This is a genomic window from Sphingobium fluviale, assembly GCF_004122115.1.
In the GTDB taxonomy this organism is placed as follows: domain Bacteria; phylum Pseudomonadota; class Alphaproteobacteria; order Sphingomonadales; family Sphingomonadaceae; genus Sphingobium; species Sphingobium fluviale.
The window spans coordinates 66,772-82,712 of sequence record NZ_SBKP01000013.1 but is presented as its reverse complement, the minus strand read 5'-3'; the positions used below and the strand labels follow the sequence as shown (position 1 = coordinate 82,712).

The window sequence follows — 15,941 nt, the reverse complement described above, 5'->3', positions numbered from 1 at the left end:
GCCTCGTACCGGTCAGATAGGTCAAAGAAACCGGGCTGTCCTGCCATCATCGCCTCCGCCGTAACGTGAGCGAAGTGAATCAAATCCACCCATCAAAGGCCAGAGTTTTTCGAGGCGTCCAGTTGGTGCGGATGGTCGGACTCGAACCGACATGTATTGCTACGGCGGATTTTGAATCCGCTGCGTCTACCATTTCGCCACATCCGCGTGGGCGCTCGCTATAGGCGGCTATCGGGCGGATGCCAAGTGCCGAGTTCATGCTTCCTCAGGCCAAAAATCAGCGGGGATCATTACAGGCTTGCCATCGGCAATCGATCCGATACACACAGCAACGCGCCGCTCTGGCGCAGTTTATTGGGGGGATATCATGAAAGTCAGTTTCCGCGTCGCTGCGGCCGTCTTGGCCGTGGCCAGCCTCTCCGCCTGCGCAACGATCACGCGCGGCAGCAAGCAGAAGTTCGAGATTACGTCTGAACCGTCAGCGGCGCAGGTCGTCACGACATTGGGCGACAAGTGCGTCACGCCCTGCAACCTCAAGCTCAAGCGCAAGGAGGCCTTCACCGCCACCTTCACCAAGGATGGCTTTGAGACGCAGCAGGTGAACGTGCGCAGCAAGTTTTCGGGCGGCGGCGCGGCAGCAGGCGCAGGCAATATCCTGATCGGCGGTTTCATCGGTGCAGGCGTGGACGCCAGCAGTGGTGCGCTCAACAATCTGGAGCCGAACCCGCTGAAGGTGGTCCTGAAGCCGGTAGCCCCCAAGGTGGAAGAGCCTGTCGTCGCGGCGGCCAGCCCGGCGACTGCGGCGTCTGCACCGGCACCCGCCGCTGACGCCTCAGCGGCCGCGTCGGCGTCAACAGTCGCTCCGGCAGCGGCATCGACTGCACCTGCTGCTGCCCCTGCCACGGCGCAATAACATCACACCACCACCCCGCCGCCATTGCCTTCTCAACAAGGAGGGTGGCGGGGGTATATTGCCCATAATGTCCGGTATTACGAGCGGAGTAAGAATATCGGTTCCGGTCATGATACTGACTTGCGCATATGCGTATCATTATGATGAATAGTCGGCATCTTGGTATTTTTTCTTTGGAGGGCATCATGACATTCAGCAAACGGATAGGCATGGTTGGGCTGGTCGCGCTGATCTCTGCAACGGGGGCGGTTCATGCAACGGCGCAAATTCCGATGCCTCCTCCGCCTATGCCGATAATAACATCTGCTCCTCTTAGCCCGTCGACAAGGCAGGAGCCTCAGCCGATCCACACCGTGAGGCTAATCCTGATCCAGCGTGGCCAGACGATTATGAACCAGCCGATACGCATTGGCGGACGAGCAAACTCAAACCTCTCGATTTCAGAGCCTGCCGCCGGTGAGGAGATCCTGTGTCCGCCGGGCACATTTCACCAGCCGAATACGCAGCAAATCAATATCGTTATCACGCCATCACGATATGGCGCCAGAAAGAACCACTACACCATCAACATCCGCTATTCGAGGCCGGAAGGGCCGGTAGATTGCACCAACAATGCTGAGCGCTCGATAAATTTGCAGCAGACGTTCGAGTGGACGGGTAAGCCGATTGATTTCAGGATCAGCGACGATTTTCAGGTACGGCTGACGCAATAAGCGCCCCATATCACTCCACCCAGTCCAGCCCGATATCGCGATAGACGCCGCGGTCTTCATCCCAGTTTTCCTTCACCTTGACGTGGAGGTAGAGATGCACCGGGCAGCCCATCAGGGTGCTCAGCTCTGCGCGGGATTTTGAGCCGATTTCCTTGAGGCGCTGTCCGCCCTTGCCGAGCACGATGGCGCGCTGGCTCGATTTGGCGACGAGGATCTGCTGATGGATTTCCACGCTCCCGTCCGCGCGCTCCGTATATTTTTCGGTTTCGACCGCCGCTTCATAGGGCAGCTCTGCATGGAGCTGATGATAGATCTGTTCGCGCGTGATCTCGGCGGAGAGCATCCGGTCGGTCGCGCTGGAAACCTGATCTGCCGGGAAGTGCCATGGCCCCTCCGGCATGGCGCGGGCGAGCGCGGTTTTCATGGCGGCGAGGCCATCTCCGGTCGCGGCGCTGATGAAGAAGGTGTCGCGGAAGGCTATGCGCTCGTTCAACCGCTGTGCGTGAATGAGCAGCTTGCCCTTGTCGGCGATATCGACCTTGTTGAGGATCAGGACTTTAGGCTCGCGCCGCCCCTCCAGCCCGGCCAGCATCGCCTCTACCTTTTCGCCGAGACCCGCCTTGCTATCGACCACCAGCGCGATAAGGTCTGCATCCTGCACACCGCCCCATGCCGCCTGCACCATGGCGCGATCCAGCCTGCGTTTCGGCGCGAAGATGCCCGGCGTATCGACCAGCACGATCTGCGTCTCGCCTTCCAGCGCGACGCCGAGGACGCGGGTGCGCGTGGTCTGCGCCTTGGGGCTGGTGATGGCGATCTTTTGACCGACCAGCGCATTGACCAGCGTGGATTTGCCCGCATTCGGCGCGCCAAGGACAGCAACGACACCGCAGCGCGGAGGGATAGTGATATTTTCAGAGGGCATTCAACTGTTCCAGTAATTTGCGGGCAGCTTCTCTTTCCGCCTCTTGCTTGGAGGCGCCGCTGGCCTGTGCCTCGCCGATATTGCGGATCGAGACGGTGACGGTGAAGACCGGCGCATGGGCGGGGCCGGAGCGTTCGGTAAGCGTATATTCGGGCGGCTTGCGTTTGTGGCTGGCGGCCCATTCCTGCAACTCGGACTTGGGATGTTTGGGCGCGCCTCCCGCTCCTTTGACCCGGCTGGACCATATGCAGCGGACGAAGCCGCCTGCCGTTTCTATCCCGGCATCGAGATAGAGTGCGCCGATCATGGCCTCCAGCATGTCGCACAGGACATTGGCGCTGTCTCGCGCGCCATCGTCGCGCGCCTGCTTGCCGAGGATCATATGCTCTTGCAGACCAATCTCGCGCGCGATTTCGGCGCAAACATCACGCGAGACAAGCTGGTTGAGGCGCGCGGAGAGCTTGCCCTCCGGCTCGGCAGGGTAGAGCTGATAGAGCCAGGCGCCGATGATGAGGCCTAGCACACGGTCCCCCAGAAACTCCAGCCGCTCATAATGATCGGACGAGGCGCTGCCGTGGGTCATCGCCTGCAGGAACAGCATCCGGTCCTTCGGCTCCCACCCGGAATGTATCCTGATCCAGTCCAGGCGCGCCTGATTATCCAAGGGCGGAGCCTGTCAAAATCCCTGGCCGATCCGGTCGAACCGCGCGGCTGTTACCCAGGTCCATGGCAGGAACCAGTTGGCGCTGCCATCGGTGGAGAACACACTGATGAGCGCCCGGCCGACGAGGTTTTCCTCAGGCACGAGGCCGATTGCGCCGCCATCGCTCGCCGGGAAGCGGCTGTCGGCGCTGCGGTCGCGGTTGTCGCCCATCATGAAGAGATGGCCTTCGGGCACCGTGATCGGCGCGCGGTTGTCGCCCGCGCCATCGCTATCGACATCGAGCACCTCATAGCTCTTGCCGTTGGGCAGCGTCTCGCGGAAGCGGGGATAGGCGCAATAGCGCTCCCCGTCCTTGGTAATCTCGAACTCTGGGCGATAGCAGGGGGAGAGGCCGCCTTCGGCATTGGTCGCGTCGATCATGTTTTGCGAGACGGGGATAACGAGATCGGCAACCCGCTGCTTGGGCACTGGTTTGCCGTTGAGGATCACCTGGCCGTTCTGCATCGCGATCACATCGCCCGGCAGGCCGATCACGCGCTTGATATAATCGAGGTTCTGGCTGGGCGGCGCCTTGAACACCACGACATCGCCGCGCTCAGGAGTGCTGGGCATGATCCGGCCCGGAATAAGAGGCACGCTGAACGGCAGCGAATAGCGCGAATAGCCATAGGGCCATTTGCCGACGAGCAGATAATCGCCGATCAGCAGGCGCGGCTGCATCGATTCCGACGGGATGTTGAACGGCGCGACGATGAAGCTGCGCAGCACGAACACGAACAGGCCGAGCTTCAGCAGAAAGGTGATAAATTCGCGCGTTTCCGATTTCTCGCTCATACATGCCCTGAAAGTTGAGATTTGCGCGCATGGCTTTGCTTTGCTGCGGTGGCGAGGTCAAGCAAATGCGTGTATCTGCGCCTGTGATTCGTGCGCTGGCACATCCGTTTCTGGGCAATCACAGGAGAATATGCATGACGCAGCAGCTTTTGGCCGCCATTGGCGCGCTGCCCCGGCCCGATCTGCGCACGATATTCGCGAGCGATCCGGGCAGGCTGGACAGGCTGACGCGCATTGTCGGCCCGCTGCGGTTTGATTGGTCCAAGACGCACCTGACGCCTGAGATCATGGCCGCCTTTGGCGCTCTGGCGCAGGCGCAGGATTTTACTGGCAAGCGCGACCAGTTGTTCTCTGGCGCGAAGATCAACACCACAGAAGGCCGCGCGGCGGAGCACAGCGCAGAGCGGGGCGAGGGCGCGCCCGACAGTGTTGCCGCCGCCAAGGCGCTGCACCAGCGGATGCGCGCGCTGATCGACGTGATAGAGGCAGAAGGCTTCGGCCCGGTGCGCCATATCCTCCATGTCGGCATCGGCGGATCGGCGCTGGGGCCGGATTTGCTGATGGACGCGCTGGGGCGTGACGCGGGGCGCTATGATGTCGCCATCGTTTCCAATGTCGATGGCTGTGCGCTGGAAGAAGCGGTGAAAAATTTCGATCCCTCGGCCACGCTGCTTGCGGTCGCATCCAAGACCTTCACCACCACCGAGACGATGCTCAACGCCCAGAGCGCGATAGAATGGATGACCGAGGGCGGGGTGGAAGACCCCTATGGCAAGGTGATCGCGCTCACCGCATCGCCGGAGAAGGCAATTGCATGGGGCGTCGATGAAACGCGCATCCTGCCATTTAACGAAGCGGTGGGCGGGCGCTATTCGCTGTGGTCGTCCATAGGCTTTCCCGCCGCCATAGGCCTCGGCTGGGATGGGTTCGAAAGCCTGCTCGAAGGCGCTGCGGAGATGGACCGGCATTTCCGCCTCTCCGCGCCAGAGGAGAATGTGCCGCTGATCGCCGCGTTCGTCGATCAATTTTATGCCCGCATCATGGGATGCCAGACCCGCGCGGTCTTCGCCTATGATGAGCGGCTGCGGCTTCTGCCCTCCTATCTCCAGCAGCTGGAGATGGAGAGCAATGGCAAGAGCGTGAAGGCGGATGGATCGCCGGTCGACGGGCCAACAGCCGCAATCACATGGGGCGGGGTGGGGACTGACGCGCAGCACGCGGTGTTCCAGCTGCTGCATCAGGGCACGCATATGATCCCGGTCGAGTTTCTGGCATCCATCGAGCCGGGGCACGCGTTTGATCCGGCGCATCACCGCGTGTTGCTTACCAACTGCTTCGCGCAGGGTGCCGCACTGATGCGCGGGCGCGACAATGCGGCAGACCCCGCGCGCGCCTATCCCGGCGGGCGGCCCTCCACCACCATATTGCTCGACGATGTGACCCCGCATGCGCTGGGCGCGCTGATCGCCTTTTACGAGCATCGCACTTTTGCCAACGCGGTGCTGATGGGCATCAATCCGTTCGATCAGTTCGGCGTGGAGCTTGGCAAAGAAATAGCGAAGTCCATCGAGACGGAGGGAACATCGGGCTTCGATCCCTCCACCACCGCGCTGATTGAACTGGCGCTGGGGAGCGCGGCATGAGCGAGTATGATTATGACCTGTTCGTGATTGGCGCAGGCTCTGGCGGCGTGCGCGCGGCGCGCATCGCGGCGGGGCATGGCGCGCGGGTGGCAGTGGCGGAGGAATATCGAGTTGGCGGCACCTGCGTCATCCGCGGCTGCGTGCCCAAGAAGATGCTGGTCTATGGCTCGCACTTCGCGGAGGATCTGGAAGACGCCGCCCGCTTCGGCTGGACCATCGAAGGCGCGAAGTTCGACTGGAAGACGCTGCGCGATCATGTGCTGGCCGATGTCGATCGCTTGAATGGCCTGTATCAGAACACGCTCGATAGCAACAATGTTACCACCTTTCACGAACGGGCGGTCATTTCCGGCGCGCATGAAGTCACCCTCGCCAGTGGCAAGACCATCAGCGCGAAATACATACTGATTGCAACCGGCGGCTGGCCAGTTGTGCCCGATGTTCCCGGCGCGGAGCATGGCATCACCTCCAACGAGGCGTTTCATCTGGACGCGCTGCCGAAGCGCGTCGTGATAGCGGGCGGCGGCTATATCGCCAACGAGTTCGCAGGGATTTTCCACGCGCTGGGCAGCGATGTCACCATCGTCAACCGCTCGGACCAGATTTTGCGCGGCTATGACGAGCAGATCAGGGATCGGCTAATGGAAATCAGCAAGGCGAAGGGTATCGGCTTTCGTCTTAATGCGCCGTTCGAGCGGATAGAGAAACAGGACGACGACAGCCTGCTGGTTCATCTTGCGGATGGCGGCGCGCCGATTGAATGTGATGTCGTGATGTTCGCCACGGGACGGATGCCCAAGACCCACGGGCTAGGGCTGGAGAATGTGGGCATCGCGACAAGCGACACCGGCGCAATCCTTGTCGACGCAAGTAACCAGACCAATGTAAGCAGCATCTATGCGGTGGGCGATGTGACCGATAGGGTGCAGTTGACGCCGGTGGCGATCCGCGAAGGCCATGCCTTTGCCGACACAGTGTTTGGTAGCATCGCGCGCACTGTGGATTATGATTGCATCCCCTCTGCCGTTTTCAGCAGCCCTCCGCTTGCCGGTGTTGGGCTGACAGAGCGCGAGGCGCGGGCGAAATATGCGGATGTGCGCATCTATACGTCTGATTTCCGCGCGATGAAGGATGTATTGGCCGGGCGCATGGAGCGCAGCCTCTACAAGATGATCTGCGATGGAGCGACGGGCAAGGTGATTGGTCTGCACATGATCGGCCCTGACGCGCCAGAAATTCTGCAGGCTGCGGCGGTGGCGGTGAAGGCTGGGCTGACCAAGCAGGCGTTTGACGACACCATGGCCCTGCATCCCAGCATGGCCGAGGAGCTGGTGCTGCTCAAGTGAGCATCGCTGAAATGCCTCTGAATGACGTGTTGATGCTGGCAGGCGCGCTGGTGGGTGCCGGGATAGTCAGCGGATTGCTGGCGGGGATTTTCGGTGTTGGTGGTGGCGCGGTGATCGTGCCAGTGCTCTATGAGGTTTTCCGGCTGATAGATGTGCCCGAAGACGTGCGCATGCAACTGTGTGTGGGCACCTCGCTGGCGATTATCGTGCCGACCTCGATCAGTTCCTATCGCGCGCACCTCCGGCGCGACGCGGTTGAAATACCGGTACTGCGCGTATGGCTCGTGCCGGTGGTTTTGGGAGTAGCCATCGGCGGCTATGTAGCCTCCTTCGCACCGGCATGGGTGTTCAAGGCCGTGTTTGTCGCGGTTGCAAGCATATCAGCGTTCAAACTGTTGTTCGGTCGGGACGATTGGCGGTTTGCGGATAGTCTGCCCGGAAAGGCCGTCATGCGGCTCTATGGCTTGATGATCGGGATTGCATCGGCCCTTATGGGCATTGGCGGCGGTGCGATCTCCAACTTGTTGCTGAGCCTCTATGCCATGCCTATCCATCGCGCGGTAGCGACCTCGGCCGGGCTGGGCGTCATCATCTCCGTTCCCGGCGTGATCGCCTATATTTTCAGCGGCTGGAGCAAGATGGCGGCGCTGCCTCCGTTTTCGATAGGCTATGTCTCGCTGATCGGATTCGCGATGATGGTGCCGACATCCATCATAGCTGCGCCATGGGGCGCGCGCATTGCCCATGCCCTTCCCAAGCGCAAGCTCGAAGTGGCGTTCGGCATCTATCTCGCCACTGTCGCGGCGCGCTTTGTTGCCGCGATCATCTGGTGAGACAGGGAACGCAGCTCAGTAGCCTAATCGATCGAGTAGGGCACCACATCGCGGTTGTCTGGATCGACCCGGATCGGGCGATCGGTAGGCGGGAAGGCGCGCTGATCGCACCCCTGGCGCGGGCACAGGCGGCAGGTCACGCCGATCGGCGTCGCACCCGCCTCATCCGCGAGCTGCATGCCGTCAGCGTAGATGAAGTTCGCGGCATGCTCTGCCTCGCACCCCAGCGCCACGGCGTAGCGGCGCGGCGCGCGGGCATAGCTGCCTGACGGCTTGACCAGCCCCTTCGCCATAGAGACATAGCGCACCCCATCGGGCGTCTCGCCGAGCTGGGTGAGGATGCGATCCGGGATCGCCACCGCCTCATGCACGATCCAGAGCGGACATGCTCCCCCGAAGCGCGCGAACTGCAGGCGCGTTGCGCTGTGACGCTTGGTGATGTTGCCCGCCATATCGACCCGGCAAAAGAAAAACGGGATGCCGCGCATGCCGGGGCGCTGGAGGGTGGAGAGACGATGGCATGCCTGCTCAAAGCTCACACCAAACTGCCGCGCCAGCCGGTCAATATCATGCCGCATTGCCCGCGCGGCGGTGCGAAAGGCGGCGTATGGCATCATGAGCGCGCCTGCCGCATAATTCGCCAGCCCCACCTCCAGCAAGCGGTCTGCCCCCGGCAGCGGCAGCGCGGCGGCGCGCACGATATCGACCATGATGTCGGCAGCGGCGAGGCGCATGAGCTGATGCGCGATCAGAAAGCGGCGGCTTTCCGGAGGCGCGGCGGCGTTGATGAACAGGCGTCTGCTGTGCGCATCATAATGGCGCAACAGGCGGGAGCGGCTCTCGTCCACCACTAGCGAGACGCCATGACCGCGCATCAGCGCTTCGGCCATATCCGCCTCGCTCAGCCGATCCGCTGGCGCAATCTCAGCGCGCAACTCTTCAGCCACGCAATCGAGCGCATGGACATAATTGCCGGTATCGTGAAACCAGTCGCGCACCATTTCCCAAGGCATGCGCGCCTGCGCCGTCATATCGTTGGCGATGGCTTCTTCCACCATGTTGAGCCGCTCATTGGTCTGTCGGAAGGCGCGGTGCAGGTCGACATAGCGCGCGGCAAACTCCGGGAAGTGCAGATGCAGCTTCTCGATCCGCTCGGCCTCAAGCGGTGCGCCCGCCACATCAGGTTGGGCAAGGGCATGAGCAAAGGCGCCGAGCAATTGCTCGCCCTCGCGGTCGTCGAACGCGGCCCAATCGACCGGATAGGCCGCGGCCAGCGCCGCCTTAACCTTGGCGGTCAGTGGCCGGTCGTCATGCTCAAGCTGTGAGAGATAGGAGACGGATATCCCCAGCACGCGCGCCATCGCCGCCTGATCCATGCGCTGGTCGATCCGCAACTGCCGCAGCCTGCCGCCGACAAATAATCTGTTTCCTCGTGCCATCCCGCCCTTGTATTTTGCAAAATCGCTTTTTGCAAATTTGCAAATTCACATTTGCACTTTGCGTTCGCCGGTGAAAGGAGCAGCATGAATGACTTGCACCGGATAAGCCGAGGAAACTACTGCATGACCAAAATGGCGATCATCGAGAAGCTGGAGCAAAAGCGTGCGGCGGCCCATCTGGGTGGCGGCGAAAAGCGCATTGCGGCCCAGCACGCCAAGGGCCGCCTCACCGCGCGTGAACGGCTCGATGTGCTGCTCGATGAAGGCAGCTTCGAGGAGCTGGACATGTATGTCGAGCATAACTGCATCGACTTCGGCATGGACGAGCAACATATCCCCGGCGACGGCGTCGTCACCGGCTCCGGCACGGTCAATGGACGCCTTGTCTTCGTCTTCAGCCAGGACTTCACGGTGTTCGGCGGTTCGCTCAGCGAGCGGCACGCGCAGAAGATCTGCAAGATCATGGATATGGCGATGAAGGTCGGCGCGCCGGTCATCGGCCTCAACGATTCGGGCGGCGCGCGAATTCAGGAAGGTGTCGCGTCACTGGGCGGTTATGCTGAAGTGTTTCAGCGCAATGTGCTGGCGTCTGGCGTTGTGCCGCAGATCAGCGTCATCATGGGGCCATGCGCGGGCGGAGCGGTCTATTCACCCGCGATGACAGACTTCATCGTGATGGTGAAGGACAGCAGCTATATGTTCGTCACCGGCCCGGATGTGGTGAAAACGGTGACCAACGAGATCGTGACCCAAGAGGAACTGGGCGGGGCGGTGACGCACACGACCAAATCCGGCGTGGCGGACATCGCGTTCGAGAACGACATAGAGGCGCTGCTCGCCGCGCGTGATCTGGTCGATCTGCTGCCAGCCAACAACCAGGCGGGCGTGCCGGAGCGCCCCAGCGCCGACCCGTGGGACAGGGTCGAGGACAGTCTCGATACCCTGATCCCCGCCAATGCCAACCAGCCTTATGATATGCACGAGCTGATCCGCAAGACGCTGGACGAGGGGGATTTCTTCGAGATTCAGCCGACCCACGCGGGCAATATCATCACCGGCTTTGGCCGCATCGAGGGGCGCACGGTGGGTATCGTCGCGAACCAGCCGATGGTGCTGGCCGGATGCCTTGACATCAATGCTTCGAAAAAGGCGGGGCGGTTTGTGCGTTTCTGCGACGCGTTCGAGATCCCGATCATCACCTTTGTCGACGTGCCCGGCTTCCTGCCCGGCGTCGGGCAGGAGCATAACGGCATCATCAAGCATGGCGCAAAGCTGCTCTTCGCCTATGCCGAGGCCACCGTGCCGAAGATCACCGTCATCACCCGCAAGGCTTATGGCGGCGCCTATGACGTTATGAGCTCCAAGCATCTGCGCGGAGACCTGAACTACGCATGGCCGACGGCGGAAATCGCGGTGATGGGCGCGAAGGGCGCGGTGGAGATCATCTTTCGCGGCAAGACGCCGGAAGAAATCGCGGCGCGCACAGCGGAATATGAAGCGCGCTTTGCCAATCCGTTCGTGGCAGCATCCAAGGGCTTTATCGACGAGGTCATCATGCCGCACTCCACCCGCCGGCGCATCGCGCTGGGCTTGCGGAAGCTACGGAACAAGAGCCTTGAGAATCCGTGGAAGAAGCATGACAATATTCCGCTTTAGATTCTGAAAAGGAACAATAAATGCTTGGAACTGAAGCAATTGCAGTTGTGCGGAGAGCCGATTCTGGTTGGATCGCCGCCATATCATTTATTGAGGCAGGATTAGCTAGGATAGATGTTACTTCTGCTTCTTCCGAAGACGCTGCCCGTAAGTGGGCGATTGAGAAAGCTGATGTTGCCGCGGTCAATCTTCAATTTATGTCTACAGACATTTGAGGAGTAACGAGGTGCGTTTTTTAGCCATATTTTTTGTGATAGGTTTGCTGTCAACAGCAGTGAAAGCTGCCGAAAAGCCACTTCCGGACGGCATAAAAATCATCGCTGTTGACCAAGCATCGACGTGTCAGTTTTTGGATATTGTAAGTGCTATGAAGTTTGCCATGGTTAGTGCGTCGAAAACTTCTCGTGCGGCGCTGATAGCTGCACTTGAAAAAGCTAAGGCAAAAGGCGCAGACTCTGCAGTTATAACTGCCACTACCGTCAGCAATAACCAACACCAATACACTTTAAATGCTTACCGGTGCGAAAGATCGGCGAATGAGGTTCAAAAATGAAACTCGGCCGTCTCAACCATATCGGCATCGCGACGCCTTCGCTCGAAGCCTCCATCGCCTATTATCGCGACGTTATGGGGGCGACCCATATTCACGAGCCATTCGACATGCCGTCCAATGGCGTGAAGGTGTGCTTCGTCGATACGCCGGGGGAAAATGGCACCAACGGCACCCAGATCGAGCTGATCGAGCCTTTGGGCGCGGACAGCCCGATCCACGGTTTCCTCGCCAAGAACCCGGCGGGCGGCCAGCATCATATGTGCTATGAGGTGCCGGATATCCACGCCGCCCGCGCGGAGTTCGAGGCGATGGGCAAGAAGGTTCTGGGTGAAACCCGCATCGGTGCGCATGGCACGCTGATCTTCTTCCTCCACCCCAAGGACATGAACGGTGTCCTCACCGAGATCATGGAAACACCCAAGCCGGGAGCCGCGCATTGAGCTATGAAACGCTGATCTACGCGCTTGAGGGAGGCGTCGCCACCATCACCCTCAACCGGCCGGAGCGGATGAACGCGCTGTCGTTCACGCTGCTGACCGAGTTGACGCAGGCGGTCGCACAGGCGCAGGCCGATGGCGCGCGCGCGCTGGTGCTGACCGGAGCGGGCGGGGCGTTCTGTTCTGGCGCGGACCTGATCGGCGACGGGCAGGGTATGCCGGAAGATCTGGGTGCGTTGCTCGACACCTATTACCGCCCGGCGGTGCAAGCACTGGCGGATGCCAACATTCCGATTATCAGCGCGATCAATGGCCCGGCGGTGGGCGCAGGGCTCAGCTTTGCGCTGGCGGCGGACATCGTGGTGATGGCGCGTTCGGCCTATCTGATGCTCGCCTTCGCCAACATCGGGCTGGTGCCGGATGCGGCTGCGACATGGCTGGTGGCAAAGTCTGCCGGGCGGGCCAAGGCGCTGGAAATGGCGCTGCTGGGCGAGAAGGTTTCGGCGGAGCAGGCGCTCGATCTGGGGCTGGTGACGCGACTCGCCGACGACGATACCGTGCTCGCTGATGCGACGGCGATTGCCACCAAGCTGGCGCGTGGTCCGTCGGTAGCGCTGGGGATGATCCGCAAACAGGTCGCCGCCGCACTCAACATGACATTGATAGAGACCTTTGAGGTCGAGAAAAGCAATCAACAGGCCGCAGGGCGCACGCGCGATTTCCGCGAGGCGGTGCAGGCCTTTGCCGAAAAGCGCAAACCGGATTTCAGGGGCGAATAATGACGGATTATACAGACTGGAAGGCTCTGGCCGACAAGGAGGTCAGGGGTAAATCGCTTGACTGGCAGACGCCCGAAGGCATCACGGTGAAGCCGCTGTACACTGCGGAAGACGTGACCACCGACCCCGGTCTGCCCGGTTTCGCGCCGTTCACGCGCGGGGTGCGCGCCTCTATGTATGCAGGGCGCCCGTGGACGATCCGGCAATATGCAGGCTTTTCCACGGCCGAGGAATCCAACGCCTTTTATCGCCGCAACCTCGCCGCCGGGCAGAAGGGGCTTTCCGTCGCCTTCGATCTCGCCACCCATCGCGGCTATGACAGCGATCATCCGCGCGTAGTCGGCGATGTCGGCAAGGCGGGCGTCGCGATCGACACGGTCGAGGACATGAAGATCCTGTTCGATGGCATACCGCTGGATCAGATGTCCGTTTCGATGACGATGAACGGCGCGGTCATCCCGATCCTCGCTTTCTTCATTGTCGCGGGCGAGGAGCAGGGCGTCGAGCGCAAGCTGCTGGACGGCACGATCCAGAACGACATCCTCAAAGAGTTCATGGTGCGGAACACCTATATCTATCCGCCCGAACCCAGCATGCGCATCATTTCGGACATCTTCGGCTATACCAGCCGCGAGATGCCCAAGTTCAACAGCATCTCGATCTCCGGCTATCATATGCAGGAGGCAGGCGCCACGCAGGTGCAGGAACTGGCCTTCACCATCGCCGACGGCATGGAATATGTGAAATATGGCGTGGCGTCGGGCCTCGATATCGACAAGTTTGCGGGCCGCCTGAGCTTCTTTTTCGCCATCGGCATGAACTTCTTCATGGAAGTGGCGAAGCTTCGCGCGGCGCGGGTGCTGTGGCACCGGGTGATGACCAAGCTCGGCGCGCAGGACGAACGCTCCAAGATGCTGCGCACCCATTGCCAGACATCGGGCGTCAGCTTGCAGGAGCAAGACCCCTATAATAACGTGATCCGTACCACGATCGAGGCGATGGCGGCGATGCTGGGGGGTACACAATCGCTCCACACCAACGCGCTCGATGAAGCCATCGCGCTGCCGACCGATTTCTCGGCGCGCATCGCCCGCAACACACAGATCGTCATTCAGGAAGAGACCGGCATGTGCAATGTCGTCGATCCGCTGGGTGGCAGCTATTATGTCGAAAACCTCACGCAGGATCTGGTCGACAAGGCGTGGGAGATCATCGAGCGGGTCGAGGCCGAGGGCGGCATGGCGAAGGCCGTGGCGGCAGGCTGGCCCAAGGCGATGATCGAGACGGCGGCGGCTGCGCGGCAGGCGCGGGTAGACCGGGCCGAGGACGTGATCGTCGGCGTCAACAAATATCGTCTCGGCACCGAGGATCAGCTCGAAACGCTGGAAGTTGACAACGCCAAGGTGCGCGAAGGGCAGATCGCGCGGATCAACGCGGTCAAGGCCGCGCGCGATGAGGCTGCGTGTCAGGCCGCGCTTTCCGCACTCACGGAAGGCGCGCGTGGCGACGGCAACCTGCTGGCGCTGGCGGTCGATGCCGCCCGCGCCCGCGCCACGCTGGGCGAGATCAGCGCCGCCATGGAGCAAGTTTTCGGTCGTCATGCGACCGTTCCGACCCCAGTGACAGGCGTCTACGCCGCCCCCTATCAAGGGGACGCGCGTTGGCGCCAGGTGCTCGACGGAGTGCAGGCCGTCGAGCACCGCCTGGGGCGCAAACCACGCATGCTTGTCGCGAAAATGGGGCAGGACGGGCATGATCGCGGGGCAAATGTGATCGCGTCGGCATTTTCGGATATGGGCTTCGATGTCGTTTCCGGGCCGCTGTTTCAGACGCCGGAGGAAACGCGCGATCTGGCGCTGGACAAGTCGGTCGATATCGTCGGCGCGTCTTCCCTCGCCGCGGGGCACAAGACGCTGATCCCTCAGCTCATATCGCTGCTCAAGGAAGCGGGCAGGGCAGATATCAAGGTGGTGGCGGGCGGCGTCATCCCCCCGCAGGACTATGATTTCCTTCGTGACGCGGGCGTGCAGGGCATTTATGGTCCCGGCACCAATGTGGTTGAGTGCGCGGCGGATGTGCTGCGCCTGCTCGGCCACAACATGCCGCCACTGGAGGACGCCGCTTGACCGTTTTACCACGCACAGACTGGACCCGCGCCGATATTACCGCGTTGTTCGATATGCCGTTCATGGACCTCGTGTACGAGGCGCAGACGGTGCATCGCGCTAACCATCCGCGAAACGAGGTTCAGCTCTCAACACTGCTTTCGATCAAGACCGGAGGCTGCCCGGAGGATTGCGGCTATTGCTCGCAGAGCGTGGAGGCAGACAGCGGCGTCAAGGCGACCAAGCTGATGGATGTGCGCGCGGTGTTGCAGGCAGCGGCGCAGGCGAAGGACAATGGCTCCGGGCGTTTTTGTATGGGGGCAGCGTGGCGCAACCCCAAGGAGCGGGACATGCCTGCGCTGAAGGAAATGATCCGCGGCGTTCGTGAAATGGGCATGGAAACCTGCATGACGCTGGGCATGCTGAGCGAAGGGCAGGCCCGCCAACTCGCCGATGCGGGCCTCGATTATTACAACCACAATATCGACACCGCGCCGGAGAATTACGCGAACATCATCAGCACGCGGACGTTCGAGGACCGGATCGAGACGCTGGAGAATGTCCGCGCGGCGGGGATCAACGTGTGCTGCGGCGGGATCGTGGGCCTCGGCGAAACGCGCGAGGACCGCATCGGCTTCATCCATGCTTTGAGCACGATGCCGCACCCGGAAAGCGTGCCGATCAACGCGCTGGTGCCGGTGAAGGGCACGGTGCTGGGCGATATGCTGGCCGATACGCCGCTGGCGAAGATCGACGAGATCGAGTTCGTCCGCACGGTCGCGGTGGCGCGGATCACGATGCCCGCGAGCATGGTGCGCCTGTCTGCGGGGCGCGAGAGCATGTCCGAGAGCTGTCAGGCGCTCTGCTTCATGGCGGGCGCGAACAGCATCTTCACCGGAGACAAGCTCCTCACCGCGCCCAATACGGGCGACGACAAGGACGCGGCGATGCTGGCGAAACTCGGCATCCGCGCGATGCAGGCGGTGCCACATGGGCATCTCGAAGAGGCGGCGGAGTGAATTACTCACCCGCCTCCATCACCCCGGATTTAATCCGGGGTCCAGCTTTCTTGGCAGCCGAGAAAGCAGCGGGATGCCGGGT

Annotated in this window: 16 protein-coding genes and 1 tRNA gene; 12 read left to right on the top strand and 5 right to left on the bottom strand. The window is 61.5% G+C overall.

Annotated elements, in window-relative coordinates; all coding sequences use genetic code 11:
- Positions 1-123: 123 nt before the first annotated feature.
- Positions 124-207 (bottom strand) — tRNA-Leu (locus EQG66_RS12420).
- A gap of 160 nt (positions 208-367) precedes the next feature.
- Here EQG66_RS12420 and EQG66_RS12415 point away from each other — a divergent pair.
- Both EQG66_RS12415 and EQG66_RS12410 read left to right on the top strand, forming a co-directional pair.
- The gene (locus EQG66_RS12415; protein WP_220428666.1) at positions 368-913 is read left to right on the top strand and encodes a hypothetical protein; all 546 of its coding nucleotides are present in this window, start codon (positions 368-370) and stop codon (positions 911-913) included.
- 128 nt (positions 914-1,041) lie between these two features.
- Positions 1,042-1,626, top strand: a complete 585-nt coding sequence (locus EQG66_RS12410; protein ID WP_129404909.1) for a hypothetical protein — start codon at positions 1,042-1,044, stop codon at positions 1,624-1,626.
- 10 nt (positions 1,627-1,636) lie between these two features.
- Here EQG66_RS12410 and era read toward each other — a convergent pair whose 3' ends face one another.
- From era to lepB, 3 genes are read right to left on the bottom strand one after another with little or no spacing between them, the layout of a single operon-like run.
- Positions 1,637-2,551 (bottom strand): GTPase Era, encoded by a 915-nt coding sequence (gene era / locus EQG66_RS12405; RefSeq protein WP_129404908.1) that lies wholly within the window; start codon positions 2,549-2,551, stop codon positions 1,637-1,639.
- On the bottom strand, positions 2,541-3,215 hold the full coding sequence (gene rnc / locus EQG66_RS12400; RefSeq protein WP_425470248.1) for a ribonuclease III: 675 nt from the start codon (positions 3,213-3,215) through the stop codon (positions 2,541-2,543). The genes era and rnc overlap by 11 nt, the downstream gene beginning before the upstream one ends.
- 12 nt (positions 3,216-3,227) lie before the next feature.
- Entirely contained in the window at positions 3,228-4,049 is an 822-nt protein-coding gene (lepB, locus tag EQG66_RS12395) for a signal peptidase I (RefSeq protein ID WP_129404907.1), read from the bottom strand.
- A gap of 134 nt (positions 4,050-4,183) precedes the next feature.
- Here lepB and pgi point away from each other — a divergent pair, with 134 nt between their 5' ends.
- Genes pgi through EQG66_RS12380 form a run of 3 tightly spaced genes read left to right on the top strand, consistent with a single transcriptional unit; the run spans position 4,184 to position 7,871 of the window.
- Positions 4,184-5,692 carry a glucose-6-phosphate isomerase gene (pgi, locus tag EQG66_RS12390; protein WP_129404906.1) on the top strand — a complete coding sequence of 503 codons (1,509 nt, stop codon included), beginning with the start codon at positions 4,184-4,186 and terminating at the stop codon, positions 5,690-5,692.
- Entirely contained in the window at positions 5,689-7,038 is a 1,350-nt protein-coding gene (gorA, locus tag EQG66_RS12385; RefSeq protein WP_129404905.1) for a glutathione-disulfide reductase, read from the top strand. The genes pgi and gorA overlap by 4 nt, the downstream gene beginning before the upstream one ends.
- A complete protein-coding gene (locus EQG66_RS12380; RefSeq protein ID WP_220428665.1) occupies positions 7,035-7,871 on the top strand; it encodes a sulfite exporter TauE/SafE family protein in 837 nt (278 codons plus the stop codon). The genes gorA and EQG66_RS12380 overlap by 4 nt, the downstream gene beginning before the upstream one ends.
- Positions 7,872-7,894: 23 nt before the next feature.
- On the opposite strand, the gene EQG66_RS12375 is transcribed toward EQG66_RS12380, so the two are convergent.
- Positions 7,895-9,310 (bottom strand): helix-turn-helix domain-containing protein, encoded by a 1,416-nt coding sequence (locus EQG66_RS12375; protein WP_129404904.1) that lies wholly within the window; start codon positions 9,308-9,310, stop codon positions 7,895-7,897.
- Between the two features lie 123 nt (positions 9,311-9,433).
- Here EQG66_RS12375 and EQG66_RS12370 point away from each other — a divergent pair, with 123 nt between their 5' ends.
- Genes EQG66_RS12370 through bioB form a run of 7 tightly spaced genes read left to right on the top strand, consistent with a single transcriptional unit; the run spans position 9,434 to position 15,859 of the window.
- Positions 9,434-10,966: an acyl-CoA carboxylase subunit beta gene (locus EQG66_RS12370; RefSeq protein ID WP_129404903.1), complete on the top strand. Its 1,533-nt coding sequence runs from the start codon at positions 9,434-9,436 to the stop codon at positions 10,964-10,966.
- A gap of 20 nt (positions 10,967-10,986) precedes the next feature.
- Positions 10,987-11,181: a hypothetical protein gene (locus EQG66_RS12365; RefSeq protein ID WP_129404902.1), complete on the top strand. Its 195-nt coding sequence runs from the start codon at positions 10,987-10,989 to the stop codon at positions 11,179-11,181.
- 11 nt (positions 11,182-11,192) lie between these two features.
- Positions 11,193-11,519: a hypothetical protein gene (locus EQG66_RS12360; RefSeq protein WP_129404901.1), complete on the top strand. Its 327-nt coding sequence runs from the start codon at positions 11,193-11,195 to the stop codon at positions 11,517-11,519.
- The gene (gene mce, locus EQG66_RS12355; protein ID WP_129404900.1) at positions 11,516-11,959 is read left to right on the top strand and encodes a methylmalonyl-CoA epimerase; all 444 of its coding nucleotides are present in this window, start codon (positions 11,516-11,518) and stop codon (positions 11,957-11,959) included. Before EQG66_RS12360 ends, mce begins: the two co-directional genes overlap by 4 nt.
- Entirely contained in the window at positions 11,956-12,735 is a 780-nt protein-coding gene (locus tag EQG66_RS12350) for an enoyl-CoA hydratase-related protein (protein WP_129404899.1), read from the top strand. Before mce ends, EQG66_RS12350 begins: the two co-directional genes overlap by 4 nt.
- A complete protein-coding gene (gene scpA, locus EQG66_RS12345; protein ID WP_129404898.1) occupies positions 12,735-14,861 on the top strand; it encodes a methylmalonyl-CoA mutase in 2,127 nt (708 codons plus the stop codon). Before EQG66_RS12350 ends, scpA begins: the two co-directional genes overlap by 1 nt.
- Positions 14,858-15,859, top strand: coding sequence for a biotin synthase BioB (gene bioB, locus EQG66_RS12340; RefSeq protein WP_281273945.1), 1,002 nt, complete (start codon positions 14,858-14,860; stop codon positions 15,857-15,859). The genes scpA and bioB overlap by 4 nt, the downstream gene beginning before the upstream one ends.
- The last annotated feature ends 82 nt before the right edge of the window (positions 15,860-15,941 follow it).